This window comes from Pseudomonas fluorescens (assembly GCF_041354075.1).
GTDB lineage: Bacteria > Pseudomonadota > Gammaproteobacteria > Pseudomonadales > Pseudomonadaceae > Aquipseudomonas > Aquipseudomonas fluorescens_CE.
Genome location: NZ_JARZGC010000003.1, coordinates 278,879 through 293,573, shown reverse-complemented (window position 1 = coordinate 293,573; position 14,695 = coordinate 278,879). Strand labels below are relative to the sequence as shown.

The 14,695-nt window shown below is 61.7% G+C and carries 8 protein-coding genes; 6 read left to right on the top strand and 2 right to left on the bottom strand.

Annotation, left to right across the window (positions count from 1 at the left end; all coding sequences use genetic code 11):
* The first annotated feature begins 20 nt into the window (after nt 1–20).
* On the top strand, nt 21–770 hold the full coding sequence (locus QIW53_RS05565; RefSeq protein ID WP_371048640.1) for an enoyl-CoA hydratase-related protein: 750 nt from the start codon (nt 21–23) through the stop codon (nt 768–770).
* A gap of 64 nt (nt 771–834) precedes the next feature.
* On the opposite strand, the gene QIW53_RS05560 is transcribed toward QIW53_RS05565, so the two are convergent.
* Both QIW53_RS05560 and pyk read right to left on the bottom strand, forming a co-directional pair.
* Nucleotides 835–2,094 (bottom strand): hypothetical protein, encoded by a 1,260-nt coding sequence (locus tag QIW53_RS05560; protein WP_371048639.1) that lies wholly within the window; start codon nt 2,092–2,094, stop codon nt 835–837.
* A 153-nt stretch (nt 2,095–2,247) separates the two neighbouring features.
* Nucleotides 2,248–3,699, bottom strand: a complete 1,452-nt coding sequence (gene pyk, locus QIW53_RS05555; RefSeq protein ID WP_371048638.1) for a pyruvate kinase — start codon at nt 3,697–3,699, stop codon at nt 2,248–2,250.
* Nucleotides 3,700–3,871: 172 nt separating this feature from the next.
* Here pyk and QIW53_RS05550 point away from each other — a divergent pair, with 172 nt between their 5' ends.
* From QIW53_RS05550 to QIW53_RS05530, 5 genes are all read left to right on the top strand, one after another.
* Nucleotides 3,872–4,255, top strand: coding sequence for a tetratricopeptide repeat protein (locus QIW53_RS05550; protein ID WP_371048637.1), 384 nt, complete (start codon nt 3,872–3,874; stop codon nt 4,253–4,255).
* 233 nt (nt 4,256–4,488) lie between these two features.
* A complete protein-coding gene (locus QIW53_RS05545) occupies nt 4,489–4,848 on the top strand; it encodes a PilZ domain-containing protein (protein WP_371048636.1) in 360 nt (119 codons plus the stop codon).
* A 299-nt stretch (nt 4,849–5,147) separates the two neighbouring features.
* Nucleotides 5,148–10,280 (top strand): Tc toxin subunit A, encoded by a 5,133-nt coding sequence (locus QIW53_RS05540; RefSeq protein WP_371048635.1) that lies wholly within the window; start codon nt 5,148–5,150, stop codon nt 10,278–10,280.
* Between the two features lie 53 nt (nt 10,281–10,333).
* Nucleotides 10,334–14,098 carry a neuraminidase-like domain-containing protein gene (locus QIW53_RS05535; protein ID WP_371048634.1) on the top strand — a complete coding sequence of 1,255 codons (3,765 nt, stop codon included), beginning with the start codon at nt 10,334–10,336 and terminating at the stop codon, nt 14,096–14,098.
* 64 nt (nt 14,099–14,162) lie between these two features.
* Nucleotides 14,163–14,693 carry a hypothetical protein gene (locus QIW53_RS05530; RefSeq protein ID WP_371048633.1) on the top strand — a complete coding sequence of 177 codons (531 nt, stop codon included), beginning with the start codon at nt 14,163–14,165 and terminating at the stop codon, nt 14,691–14,693.
* Nucleotides 14,694–14,695 lie beyond the last annotated feature (2 nt).

The window sequence follows — 14,695 nt, the reverse complement described above, 5'->3', positions numbered from 1 at the left end:
ACTCAGACGCGAGACCTTCCATGACCGATGCCATCCAGATCGAACACGAACGCGGCCTGCTGACCCTGCGCCTGAACCGCCTCGACAAGAAAAACGCCCTGACCCGCGCCATGTACAGCCAGTTGGGCGACGCGCTGCGACAGGCGGACGCCGACCCGAACATCAACGCGGTGCTGATCACCGGCTCCAGTGAGTGCTTCACCGCCGGCAACGACATTGCCGACTTCCTCGAACAACCCCCGAGTGCCCTCGACAGCCCGGTGTTCCGCTTCATGCTGGCCCTGCTCGATTGTCGCAAGCCGGTGGTGGCTGGTGTGGCCGGGGCCGCCGTGGGCATCGGCACGACACTGTTGCTGCATTGCGACCTGGTGTACGTCAGCCGCGATGCACGATTGCGCATGCCGTTCGTCAACCTCGGTTTGTGTCCGGAATTCGGCTCCAGCCTGATCCTGCCGCGCCTGCTCGGGCACGCCAGGGCCGCCGAATTGTTGCTGCTCGGCGAAGGCTTCAACGGTGAGCAGGCCGCCGCCTGGGGCATTGCTTCCGAAGCGCTGGGCAGTGGCGAAGAGGCGCTGGCCAAGGCGCGGGAGATGGCACTGCGTTTCGACTCCCTGCCGCTGGAAGCCGTGCGCATCAGCAAACAACTGATGAAGGGGCCGGATCGCGAGTCGTTGCGCAAGGCGATAGAAGAGGAGGGCGCGTTGTTCATCCAGCGATTGCGCTCGCCGGAAGCACTGGCGGCGTTGTCGGGGTTTATCAATCGGCGTTGAGTCTTGATCGACGGTTACTGGCCCCATCGTCGGAGCGCCGCCCGGAGCAGGCTTGCACGCCGGATTACAGCGCGGCCTCCGGGCTTCCCGTCAGGCGCAGCACAAACCCGCCGTCCGCACTCGAGCCGGCCACCAGCAGATTGCCGTCCGGTTGCACCAGGAGAGTCTGGGCCAGGTTTTCATCTGCGCCAATCTGCAGTTGCAGCCAGCCCTGATGGTTGAAGGACAGGTCCAGTTCGCCGGTCTCGAGATAACGCGCCACGCTCAGCGTCCCCATGCCGGTAGCGGGTTTGATGATGGCGCCGGCCACCACGATCCGGCCCTGGGCATCCAGCCGGGCGGCATTGAACATCGTCGGCTCTTCATTGAGGCGCGGTTGCAGCGGGGTGCCGTTGTTGAACCCTGTATCGGCCATACCGTTCGCTTCATGGCCCAGCAGCAGGCCGACGAAAGCGCCGATGTAGTCCGAACCGACACCGACAATCCGCCCATCCGTGTGTTGCAGCAGTTGCGTATGGGCGGGCATCGGCCGCTTGACCAACACAAACCCGGCACTGCCGAAGGTGTGGTCCGCGCTGCCATCGCCGTGGAGACGAAAAAACATCGACTCCTTCCCCGAGGGCCGGGTCAGCGTCCCCAGCCCGAGCCACTTGCCGTCCGGCTGCACCAGTAGTTGCTCGATCAGCGTGGAAGCACCCTGGTGGATGGGATGGCGGACGAAGAGATAGCCCTTGCCGCCCAGGGTCGTGTCCAGGCTCCCGTCGGCGTTGAGGCGGTAGATCATGCCGCTGGAATGCGCGGCCAGATAATTGGCGATCACCAGCAAGCGGCCATCAGCCAGCTCCAGGCTGCTGGTGGTGTTCGAACCCAGGGAGGCCAGGGCACAGGCGAAGTCGATGCTGTTGCCGGCCGTGTCCGGAGGTCCGAGAACGACCTTTGCGTCTGCCCCGAAACCCGCTTTCGGCTGGCCCGTGGTGTCATACAGAGCCAGACCCTTGCCGTGGCGAGTCACGCCGGTGACCAGAATGTCACCGGCGCGGGTCAGGGTCACGGCGGTGGCGACCGACTCCTGGGCCGGGGCGAACGTATCGATGACCATCCCCTTGTGACCGAAGCCCGTGTCCGGCTCCCCGTCGGCACCGAACCTGGCGAGCCAGAATTGCCTGCCGGGCGCGGGGTAGCAGCCCGCCAGATAGATTCTGCCCTGTGTATCGAGGGTCATCGCAGCGGCCGAGACCTGCGAGCCACCGGGAACATTGACGAACCGGATACCGCCAGTGGCGAAGGTCAGGTCGAGTGCAACGGTGCCCTGAATTGAGCTCACGGATATTCCTTCATGACTGGCCGGTGCGGCACGGTCCATTAGAAGGACGCCTGAATGTCGTTGGCTACTGTCATAAATGACAGGTGTTTAGGTTTTTTGGACATAAAAAAACCTGTCGTTATGAGCGACAGGTTTTTCTCAGGCAACGATCACTCAGACCTGCGGGTCACCCACGTGCAGGATCTTCATGCCGTTGGTGCCGCCGGTGGTGTGGTAGCTGTCGCCCTTGGTCAGGATGACCCAGTCGCCTTTTTCCACTACGCCACGCTTGACCAGCTCGTCGATCGCCTTCTGGCTCACTTCGTTTGGCGCCAGCGAAGCCGGGTCGAATGGAATGGTGTAGACACCACGGAACATCGCGGCGCGCGCCTGGGCTTCGCGATGCGGGGTGAACGCGTAGATCGGCACCGACGAACGGATACGCGACATGATCAGCGGGGTGTAACCGCTTTCGGTCAACGCGATGATCGCCTTCACGCCCGGGAAGTGGTTGGCAGTGTACATGGTGGCCAGTGCGATGCTTTCGTCACAGCGCGAGAACTCTTTGCCGATGCGGTGGCTGGAGGTCTTGCCGGTCGGGTGCTTTTCAGCGCCGACGCAGATGCGCGCCATCGCCTGCACGGCTTCCAGCGGATACGAGCCTGCAGCACTTTCGGCCGAGAGCATCACGGCGTCGGTGTAGTCGAGCACGGCGTTGGCGACGTCGGACACTTCGGCACGGGTCGGCATCGGGTTCTGGATCATCGACTCCATCATCTGGGTCGCGACGATCACGGCCTTGTTGTGGCGGCGTGCATGCAGAATGATTTTCTTCTGGATGCCAACCAGCTCGGCGTCGCCGATTTCCACGCCCAGGTCACCACGGGCCACCATCACCGCGTCGGAAGCCTTGATCAGGCCGTCGAGGGTTTCGTCGTCGGCCACCGCTTCGGCGCGTTCGATCTTGGCCACCAGCCAGGCGGTACCGCCGGCCTCGTCGCGCAGTTGACGGGCGTATTCCATGTCGGCAGCGTCACGCGGGAAGGACACGGCGAGGTAGTCGACTTCCATTTCTGCGGCGAGCTTGATGTCGGCCTTGTCTTTTTCGGTCAGGGCCGGGGCGGTCAGACCACCGCCGCGACGGTTGATGCCCTTGTGGTCCGACAGCGGGCCGCCAATGGTCACGACGCAGTTGAGTTCGGTGGCGGTGGCGGTTTCGACGCGCATCACCACACGGCCGTCGTCGAGCAGCAGCTCGTCGCCCACGCCGCAATCCTTGACCAGGTCCGGGTAGTCGATGCCGACCACTTGCTGGTTGCCTTCGGTCAACGGATGGCTGGTGGAGAAGGTGAACTGATCACCGATCTTCAGCTCAATCTTCTTGTTGGCGAATTTGGCGATACGGATTTTCGGACCTTGCAGGTCACCCAGCAGGGCGACGAAGCGGCCGTGCTTGGCGGCGATGTCCCGCACCAGCTTCGCGCGAGCCTTGTGCTCGTCGGGCGTGCCGTGGGAAAAGTTCAGGCGGGCGACGTTCACGCCAGCCAGGATCAGCTGTTCGAGAACTTCCGGCGAGTTACTGGCCGGGCCAAGGGTGGCGACGATTTTGGTACGACGGACGGACATGCAAAGACTCCTGAGTTCAAGCGCTGAGTGAGGCTACTATGCTCTGGGGGTGTAGTCATTGTTCATGTGCACTACTTATTCGTTTGTTTATTGGACCTAACATTTTTGCTGGCCGGCAGCCTGAAGATTTTCGTCGTCGGGCCGATATAGAGCACAAGACAGGAGAACCCCCATGCGATTCGTGCCCATTGCCGCCCTTGCCCTCGCCGTTGTCAGCGTGACGGGCTGCACCCGTTGGTCGATGAACCACCATTTGAATAATGCCTACAGCGCCTACGACCGTGGCAATTGCGAACAGGTGACGCTCGAATTGTCCAAGGTCGAACGCGCCAGTCGTGCCCGGTCCTACGTGTGGCCGGAAGTCTCGATGCTGCGCGGTTTGTGCCTGGAACGGCAGAAGCTGTTTGTCGACGCGGGGCAGACCTACCAGTTCATCATCGCCTCGTACCCGCAAAGCGAGTACGCCTACCGTGCCCGTGCTCGCCTGGAAACCTTGCAGTCGCTGGGTCATTACCCACTGCGCAGCGCCGCGACAGTGCGTCCGACGCGGTTCTGACCGCGCGGGTCAAACAAGGGTGGCTCACCGGCGACGGTGAGCTATAGTCGAATAAACCGGTTGTGGAACGGGTTTCCCGACCGGAGCAACACCTGTGATCGGCAGAAGTAAGCGGCAGCGACGTACGGACTGCCGCACCGGGATCGGGGAGAGCGCGCCGTTGCCTTTGCTGGCCGGCCCGTTCCGAAGCATGGGTGCGGCCCTGTCGAAGGGCCCTGCATAGCGAATTCAGCATGTTCACTGACCGCCGGATCGAGCGGCATCAACTGCCGTATTTTCTGAAAATCTTCAACAGCGTCACTGACAAGCCGATAGGGTTCCTGGGCAACGTCTCCGAAGACGGGCTGATGCTCATCAGTCAGTTGCCGATGATGATCGGTGCCGATTTCGAGTTGCGCCTGAAGATCCCCATGGCTGATGGCTGCCAGCAGGTCATCGACTTCCGGGCCTGTTGCCTGTGGTGCCATGAGGACGCGACCCCGCGGCACTACGACGCCGGGTTCAGCCTGCAACGCGCGCCGCCGGAGTTCGGCGACCTGGTGCAGGCCTTGAAACGTTACTTCAGTTTTCAGCCGATGCCGGCTTCGGCCTGAGCAGGGCGGTGTCAGGCCTGACGCCTTCGCGAGCAAGCCCGCTCCCACAGAGATGAACACCATGACTTCCTGAGGAGGCGAGTCCGGCTTTTCGACGGAGTGTCGGCCAGCACGACACCGTAATAGCCCGCTGAACCACCCGCCCAATCCTTCTCGATCATCGGACTACTTCTGATTGCCGTCCGTCGGCACTGTCAGTTTTCACAGGTGTGACGTTTACCCGGAGCCGCGTAAAAAGGCCGTGTCAAGCAGCGACCTTCTGCGCACACCCGATGCCACACCTGTCAGGGAGATTTCCGATGAGCAAGGCCCCCAGCCCTTCGTCCCTGGAGCAATTGTTCGACGCGTTGCCCGGCAAGCGCAGCGCGAAGTCGCTCAAGAGTCGGGAGAAGTTCATCGAGCAGGGCGGTTCGGTGTTCGACATGGTGAAGATGGGGCACTCCGGGGTGGCGAAGACGTTCGGTTTGCCCGACTGCGACGCGCAAGCGCTGCTGGACCGAGCAATGAGCCTGGCCGTGCACACCGCTCGTGAATACCGCGAACATCGCCTGGTCAGGCAGGGCCCGGCCAATGCGCTGCATCGAACCGGTATCAGGGCGAATGTGGACACGCCCACCTTCGACGATTTGTTCGACCCCGACTGGGAAGGCGCCGCGCCAGTAGACGCCCCGGACTCGAGCATCTCCCCGGCGGCGTATTTCGTGCGGCTGGTGATTCTGGCCCGGGATCTGGAAACGCGGGTCGGTAATGATTCCACGCTGATCCCCCTTCTGAAACGTCGCCCTGACCTGACCAACCTGATCATCGATACCACCAGCCTGTTTCAGATCAAACCCACGGTCACCCTGGTCAACGAGGTGCTGGAAAGCATCATCAAGACCAGCCTGACGACCCCGCTGCTCAAGGATGAAGTGGTCGACGATCGCTTGCTGATCACCCGTTACCCCCATCGCTCCATGCCGTTCGAATGGTATGCCGAGCAATACAAACTGGTGCTGGAGGAAAACAAGCTGTCCCTGGGCGAAGTGGTGCGGGCAATCGACCTCAACGCGCCTTACTTCAAGCACCCCGGGGTGCGCGGCGAGCGCTCGGACATCGCCTTGCACCAGTCGTGCAAGCTGGGGCCGAAACAACAGCATTTGTTGACCGAGCCATTCGTCCTCCCCGATTTCTCCGCCCCCTTTTACACCGTCAACTATGGCACCACCGAAGCCGACCTGAAGGACTCGGTGCACTTCTGCGCCCAGACCTCGATCGATGCGCAGGCATTGACCTCGTTGTTGTCGATCGAAGAGTACGCACCAAAGCGCTCTGCCAACGTCAGCTCGGAGGGGCCAGCGCCAACACCCAAGGACTTTGGCTCGGTGTACATCAACTATGATGCTGCCGACGCCGCTGCATTGAATCTGAGCGCCCCCCTCAAGGGCCAAACGCGCCAATTCGAGAACGCCACCCTCAATCGGTTCGACCGCATCAACCGCCTGCTGCGCCTGAGTCGCTGGCTGCAATTGCCCTACGATGAGTGCGATTGCCTGGTCATGGCAGCCCACCATGCCGGACAGCGGGGCGATATAACCGACCCCGCGCGCCGCGAACGCGAGCTGGCGGGCAAACCGTACCGGATCACCCACAACACCCTGCGCGCGCTCGGGTTGTTCCAGGAGTTTCGCCTGCGCTTCAGATGCACGGCGATGCAGTTTGCCGCTCTGCTGGATGGCATTTCCCCGTATGGGCGTGGGAAAACGGCTTCGCAGTTCGACGAAATATTCAACGCCAGGGCCTTGTTCGATACGCCGTTGAAAGTCGATGACGGTTTTTTCGCCATCGAGCCACAAACACGCGCGGACAAGCGCACCGTGGATCAGATTTGCACGGCCCTGGGGCTCAACCAGGAGACCTGGCGCTACCTCGCACGCTCGGTCGCCAAGAACTACAACCTGCGCGATGAACTGCGCCGCAGCCTGCCCGTCCTGTCGTCGCTGTATCGTTTGGTGTTGCTCGCATCGTTCCTGCGCGTCAGTCCGATCGAGCTGTCGGCCTTGCTGGAAACCCTCAGCGATCGGGGGGGCAGTGAGGTGCTGCAGCGCATCCTCGGGGAATCGCGCTTGCTGATCAGCGGTACCGGCGGCATCGGTGATGTGCTGAACGTGATGCATGGGGTGCAGAGCTGCGTGCAATGGCTGCAGGAAAACGACCTGAGCGTGACCTGGCTGGTGCAGCACGTCGCCGAAGTGCTCGCGCCACCCATGGCCACCGAAGCCGACGTCACGCTGCTTCAGGAGATTCACGGCCGGCTGCAGCCGGTGCTGCTCTCGGAAGAGGTGTTTCGCGCGGCAGGTGTACCGCCGAGCAAGGACCCCGCCGCGCAAGGCTGGCTGACGCTGCTCAAGGAACTGGTGGATAACGATGGCCTGGTGTGGGGGCTGGCCAACGATGACAACGATTACGAGCGCGCTGTTGCCGAAATCGATGCGGCGGTGCGTGAAGCGGACTTGCCCAGAGCCGACTCGGACCGGATCCGTCCTGTGATCCTGGCCTTGGTGCTGCAGGCGCGCGACGCACAGAGCGCGGTGATCCAGGAAAGCTTGTCGGTGTACCTGAGCCTGTCCCAGGACATGGTGCTGCCCCTGCTCAAATGGGTCGACACGGGCGGTGTCTACCAGTTGGTGAAAGAGACCACCCGGGCACTCTCGGCCGTGACGTCGGGGGCCGACAAAGTCAATGTCGGGGACGACGTGCTCAATCTGCTGGCGCACGTGCAGCGACGTGCCGACGTGGTCAAGAAGCTGTCGTTGAGTTCGGCGATGCTGGTCGCCCTGACCACCCGGCAGAACTGGCGGTGGTTCGGCCTGGCCCAGGCGCAGACATTGACCCTCAGCACCCTGTACCAACTGACCCTGTTTCAACGGGCTGTTATCCACACCGGGCAACCGGCGGAAAAGCTCCTGCACTACATGGAACTGGTCAACAGCCTGCCGGCCACCCTGACCCCTGAAGACTTGCGCCTGGTGCGCGATTCGGCCGCCACGCAACTGGCCACGGTGCTCAAGTGGGGCGTGCGCGAAGTGCTGGAGTGCATCCTGCATTTGAGTGGTGCGATGCCGGTGGTGCGCGATATCACCACCATCGACGCGCTGCTGCGCATTCGCGGGCTGGCCACCCACAGCGGGCTGGACGCACGCGCCATCATCCGCCTGGGTTCACTCACGCCGGACAGCGACACACAGGCTTACCGCCAGGCGGCAGAACACGTGATCGAGAGCTTGTCTGAATCCGTCATCGAAGGGCAGCGCCAGGAAATCGGCGAAGTCGGCCAGAGCGTAACGCACGAGATCAGGTGTGTGAACGATACCCTGATCGCCAACCTGGCCAATGAGGTGGCGCTGATTGAGTTGACCCTGCGTGACTTGTCCGACCAGGTACTGCCCAACATCACGGTGAAATGGAGCGCCGATCGCCCGGGCCTGCTGGAGACGGTCTCGATCACCGACCATGAGGGTCGTGCGGTGATTCGCTTCAAACCGGAGAAAGGCCCGTGGATGGGCATGGTGCAGGTCAAGGGCACCTACGGTCTGGCGCAGGAAGTCTATGCGCCGAAGATCATCGTCGACTGCGAGGAGTATACCCTGGGCTTTGATATCGGCGACGGACAGGATCCCGAGGAGACCTTCCTGGCCGGCGGCAAATCTTTCTTCCCGGTGTCGGCGACCCTGCTGGACGGGCATGGCAACCCTGGGGTCGGACGTACCGTGACGTTCGCCGGCCTGGGCGTGGTGGCTGATCCGCTGATGGCAATCACCGATGCAGAAGGCGTGGCCAGGACCCGGGTCTACAGCATCGAGCCCATCGAGAAAGCACAGCTGATGATCGGATACAGCAGCAGGGATTCAATGGTCATCAACAACATCACCTTTGTCGACGATCCGTCGATCAGGCTCCTGGAAGTGGTCTCGGTCGCGGTGGTCGGGCAGGAACTGGTGCTGCATTGCCACGTGATCGGCCTGGCCAAACTGCCGGCGCCGGGGGTGAAGGTCGGGTTGTATGTCGGCGCGGGCACCACGCCCATCCAGGAACAAATCACCGATGCCGAGGGCATCGCCACATTCAAGATAGCCGCACCGACCGCCGGCAAGCAAACCTACACCGCCAAGGTCCCCATGGATGAACAGAAGCTTGAGGTCGTGGTGGCCAAAACGGCGGTGATCCACGGTGAGTCCGCCGAGTTCCTGCACCCGGTGGCGGGTGCAGGGATGGCGACCCTGTTGTGGGTCGAGGTGCGCGAAGAGGCGCACAACCAGGCCATGTGGGTGCCCAACCACCCGGTATCCTGGACGGTGACGGGACCCGGCAAATCAAGGAAAAAACTGGCCGCGGTCAACATTCCCACCGACGCCCGCGGCCGTTCGACCTTCCCGTTCGAAGTCGATGTGGCCGGCGACTACGTGGTCACCGCCGATCGCGGCGTGACCCCGGTGGACAAACGCACGTTCGCCGTCACGGTCGTGCCGGCCATTGACTGGACGTTCACATTGACCGACCTCACCACTCGGGCCAAGGTCAGGGTCGCCTCCGCCGAACTGCCGCTGTCGTTCCTGCGGGGGCACCAGTACCGACTGGACATCGACCTGCCGGCCGGCGTCGACCTCAAGGACGCACGGGCCATGCTGGCCTGGGACAGCGAGCTGTCGGCGAAAGGCCTGGGCATGCTGTTCACCCCGGCCACGGGCGCCTATGTGGTGATCGGCGAGGCGACCAGACTCAGCTGGAACATCGATTGCCAGGACCTGCGCAACGGCGCCTTCGAGTTGACGTTCTATTGCGATCGTCTCAATCAGCGGCTGCTGTTGCCGGGGCGTCTGGATGCGCCACCGCCGGTGCTGGTGCATCCCGTCGCCGGTCAAGTGGAAGTGCAGCCCTGGATGGTCGGGCGAGGCAGCCCATCAGCGCAGATCTATGTGTTTGAGGGCCGCAACGGATCACTGTTGGCCAGGACCAGTGTCGATGACGACGGCACCTGGGACGTCAGGATCCCTCAGCCGCTGTCGCTCGGGCCGCATGTGTTCTCGGTCAAGCAGCGGCATATCGATACCACCGAGGCCTGGGCACCGGATGTGCAGGTGACGGTGACCGCCGATTTTATCGCGCCCCCGCAAATCCTCCGCCCGGTCTCCGGTAGCAGTGTTCCTCTGGGCCGCTGGCTGGAAGGGGTCGGCGCGCCCGGTCTCGAGTTACAGATTTCCAGGCATCAAACCGCCGCCCCGGTGTATGTGGAGGGTGTCATCGTCGACGCCGACGGGCGCTGGAGGGCTCAGTTCAAGCCTGGGTTCGGCGTGGGCACCTATCAGTGCACTTCGGCTTTCTACGTAGGGGACAAGCAAGTCTCGGGCTGGATGAGCCCTCCTTACGACTTGACTTTCATTGCCAAGCGCTAGCGATTTGACACAGGGCTGACCCCCTTGACCCAACGCATTCCAGGAGTAGAACAATGGACAAGTCCATCATGGGTACATTGGAAGAACGTCGTTGCGCCGCCCTGGCCGATTTCTACCTGGGGCAAGTGGCGCCGAACGACGCGACCGCCCAGCCGCTGAACCTCACCAGCCTCGACGATTTGTACGAATACCTGCTGCTGGACAGTCAGGTCGGCCAGGAGCCGCAAACCTCGAGCGTGGCCGAAGGTCTCGCCTGCCTGCAGCAATACGTCGGAGCGATTTACAGTGGGCTGGAATCGGGCCACAACGCGGCGTTTTCCAGGGACGAGCTGGAAGCCTGGCATCAATACTATTCCAACATCAGTGATTGGGCCGGTTACGAGATGCTCAGGGAATATCCGGAAAACTGGATTAACCCGACGCTGCGGCTGCATAAATCCGAATCGTTCATCGACCTTGAGAACAATCTCTCCCAGGGCGGCCTCAACGAGGCCACCGTTCAAACCGCGCTGTTTGAGCATTTGAAGCAATTTGAAGAGGTGTGCAATCTTGATTTGATAGCCGGCTATATCGACAGCGTCGACGGTACGGGGACGGGTAAAGGCCAGAACTTCAAGAATGCCGATTACTATTTTATCGGACAGCAGCGGGTGCAGCCGTTTGGCTATTTCTGGCGTAAAGCCCACGTCGAGATCAGCGATAACAGCACGTTTCTCGATCCGGCTGCCTGGACTGAATGGAAGACCGTAGAGCTGCCCGCATCCCCCAAGCGGCTAGCGATACAACCGGTGTTCTTTGCCGGGCGCTTGATGATGGTTCAGGTGGAAGTCACCGAAATCAAGCAGCAGGAAATAGAGTTCGGAGACAGTGTCATCACCATCGGTGGTGGATGGGAGTTCGACATCACGCTCTCTTATCTGGCAATGAACGGAACATGGACCACGCCCATGAGTCTGGCCAAACCCTGGAGGGGCTTGAGGGACTATCTGAGCGGCACGCCCGCGCGACTGGTGGCGGTGAACTACGTCGGTGCCAAGGTCAGCGATGATCAGCTGGCGGTGTGCTTCGCCCTCAAGGCATCGGCTTCCAGCGACCCCACGGATTATCTCTTTGCGTCGGTCAATGCGCTGTTCGAGCCGTTGGAGCCGGACGAGGCCGCGTTGATCAAGCTGGCGGAGACCGGCTTCGCGGATGCCACTCAGCTGCAACACCATGTGCTGGCAACCGGGATCGTCACGCCTGACAACATACCGAAGATCAGTAAACAGGCCTCGGGGTCGCAGTTTCTTGACCTGCGCCCCCTGAGTGTCACGGGCCTGCCGTGGGTCCGTCTCAACTCTCTGTTTGGTCCCACGCTGGTGGCGCTGGCGAGCATTTCCATTGATGAGGTGTTGTCCCTGACCACCCAGAACACCCTTGAGCCTCAGCCCGAGAACGAGACGCCAGCTACCGCGCCCATCGATTTCAACAGCGCCCACGGTTATTTCTACTGGGAGCTGTTTTTTCATCTGCCGTTTCTGGTGGCCCATCGGCTGTGTGAGGAACGCAACTTTCTTGAATCGCAGCGCTGGTATCACTACATCTTCAACCCGCACATCCGGACCCCTCGGTCGGGTGCCAGCCACCCGACGGACCGCTACTGGCTCTGTCGCCCTTTGCTCGAGCCGGGGCAGATCGGTTTCGAAGCCAAAGGCCTGGTGGACCCCGATGCCATTGCCTTCGCCAATCGCATTCACTACCGCAAAGCGATTTTCATGAGCTATGTGCGCTGCATCATTGCCCATGCTGACTCGTATTACCGACGCCTGACCCGCGACGGCCTGGTGGCGGCCAAACAGCAATATGTGCGTGCCCTGTCGCTGATGGGCCCGGCGCCCAAAAGCAAAGCCATGAGCCATTGGGCGCCGCAGTCCGCCGAAGACATTCTCAAGCCGCTCCCGGCGCAGAGCCCCTCGTCACTGAACGCGTTTGCTGCCTCGCTGCCTGTCGATGTCGCTAACTTGCCGACACGGGTGGTGGGCGCGCCGGACTTCGAGATCCTCGGGCTCGATGTCTTTCGCCCCTACACCAACGATCACTTGCTGAACACCTGGAAGTACCTCGACGAATGCCTGTGGAACATGCGCCACAACCTGACCATCGACGGCAAGGTGATGAATCTGGCGCTGTATGCTCCTGCGACCGACCCGCTGGACTTGATGCGCGCCCAGGCCGGCGGCGCCTCGGGTGCCATGCGCAATGCCGGCGGCTGGAAGACCATCCCGCATTACAGATTCCGTCCGTTGCTGTCCACGGCCCAGAACGCGGTGCAGACCCTGATCGGCTTTGGCCGCGAGGTGCGGCAGTTGATGGAGTTGCGCGATCGAGGCCAGCTCGAGGAATTGCAACAAAGCCAGGTCATCGCCGTGGGCGCCCATGCCAAGACCATTCAGGAGGAGACAATCTCGCAGATCGAGGCTTCGCTGCGGAGTCTGGAACACAGTCAGCTCATGGTTGAAGAGCGTGCCCGTCACTACAAAGGCGTGCGTGAGAACAAGCTGCTCGGTGTGGAAATAGCCGGGGATGTCTTGTCACTCAAGGGCAAGTTGACGGGCGCTGCAGCTGCGGTGCCCCTGATCGCAGGCAGTTCGATGAAGGCCCTGCCCAAGTTGTTCGGTTTCGTCAATGATCTGGGCAGTTGGGGTGAACTGCTGCATGCCACGAGTGGGGTCGCCGGGTTGGTGTCCGGTGTCGAGTACGCGACCGGGGAAGCCCTGCAGCGAACCGCCTTCTACCAGCGGCGCGATGAGGAATGGGCGTTCGCACAACGTCAGGCCGAAAGCGAAGAGCGGGTACTCCAGGAGCAAATCTTCGCCCAGCAGCACACCCTTAACGCAGCCAAGGCGAGCCTGGCACAAATACAAAAAGCCAATGACCAGGCCCAGGAGATTTATGCGTTCTATAAAACCCGTGCGACCAACGTCGAGCTCTACCGCTGGCTGCTCGGGCAGATGGCTACCCTGTATTTCCAGGCTTATGACGCGGTGGTCGGGTTGTGCCTGAACGCCGAAGCCAGCTTCCAGTACGAGATGGGCGACTTCGACACCCAGGTGATCCGTCCCAATGTGTGGATGGACCATCGCCACGGCCTCAGCGCTGGCGAGTCGATGTCCCTCGACCTGCTGCGTCTGGAACGCATGTACCTGGAGCGGGCCGAGCGACGCCTGGAACTGACCAAAACCATTTCCCTGCGCCAGTTCTTCGAGCAGGGCGAGTTCACACTGGTGAAAAACTGGGACGACGTGATCGAAGAGCTCAAGGCCGGCAAGCTCGATTTCGAGTTTTCCCAGCGGATGTTCGACAGCGATTACCCCGGGCATTTCTGCCGGCAGATCGTTGCCGTCTCAATCACCCTGCCCGCGGTGTTGCACGCCTATCAGGACGTACACGCGACCCTCACGCAAACCGGCAGCACAACCGTGCACAAGGCCGATGTAGACGCGCTGGATTACCTGTACGGCGAGGGCGAAGGCATCCCGCCGCGAGGCATCTTCCTCAACCCCCGAGTCAATCAGCAGGTGGGGATGAGCCAGGGCGTGGACGATTACGGCCTGCACCAGATGATGTTCGGCGATGAGCGCTACCTGCCGTTCGAAGGGACCGGCGCGGTGTCGAGATGGCGGCTGGAATTCCCGCGACCCAAGTCCCCCCGGCAGACGAAGCTGATCGACACCCTGACCGACATCATTGTGCACGTGCGCTATCTGGCGAAAATCGGTGGCACCGCGTACACCGCGGCGGTAGTGGAAAGACTGGGAGATGATGATGGCGCGGCCTGATTCATCTGGAGCAAGGTGCCCGGGGTATTTCCCCGGCTAATGTGATCGGCGAGGTGAACGCATCATGAGCGAAGATGAAGTCAAAGGTCGCAACCTGATACTGCGAGGCCGGTTTCCCTCGGACTGGAAAACGTCCTGGACCCATGACGGCGTTGGCAGTGTCGCGATAGCCACGGATCCCGGTTACGGTTACTACCTGATGATGAACAGGCTTGCGAAAGTCACCCAAGTCATCGACGCGCCCGTGTTCACAGCGGCCCAGATGACGGGTGTGACCTACCGGATCGCATTTGTTTATGAAAACTGGGGCGACGGCGCGAACTCCAAGGTCGTATTGACCACCGGCTCGGGGAAGGTCACCCCCATCGATCTAAGCGGCAAGATCCCTGAGCAGCCGGATGCGGAATGGAATCCCTATCCTTATTTCACGATCAAAGACATGTCAGCGGCGGACAGGGATCTGACCGTCGACCTGCACGGTTCTGACAAGAGCGGCTCGTCAGCGCTGCGGATTACCGACATCGATGTTGACGTACGGCTGGTCCCGCTGGTGCTGGAAAAAATCCAGCTCGATGACCGGGTGTATGAGCCGTGAGC

Bases quoted from the DNA above. Each gene is read 5' to 3' on its own strand.
- QIW53_RS05565 (WP_371048640.1), top strand. From the start codon at position 21: ATGACCGATGCCATCCAGATCGAACACGAACGCGGCCTGCTGACCCTG.
- pyk (WP_371048638.1), bottom strand. From the start codon at position 3,699: ATGTCCGTCCGTCGTACCAAAATCGTCGCCACCCTTGGCCCGGCCAGT.
- QIW53_RS05550 (WP_371048637.1), top strand. From the start codon at position 3,872: ATGCGATTCGTGCCCATTGCCGCCCTTGCCCTCGCCGTTGTCAGCGTG.
- QIW53_RS05545 (WP_371048636.1), top strand. From the start codon at position 4,489: ATGTTCACTGACCGCCGGATCGAGCGGCATCAACTGCCGTATTTTCTG.
- QIW53_RS05540 (WP_371048635.1), top strand. From the start codon at position 5,148: ATGAGCAAGGCCCCCAGCCCTTCGTCCCTGGAGCAATTGTTCGACGCG.
- QIW53_RS05535 (WP_371048634.1), top strand. From the start codon at position 10,334: ATGGACAAGTCCATCATGGGTACATTGGAAGAACGTCGTTGCGCCGCC.
- QIW53_RS05530 (WP_371048633.1), top strand. From the start codon at position 14,163: ATGAGCGAAGATGAAGTCAAAGGTCGCAACCTGATACTGCGAGGCCGG.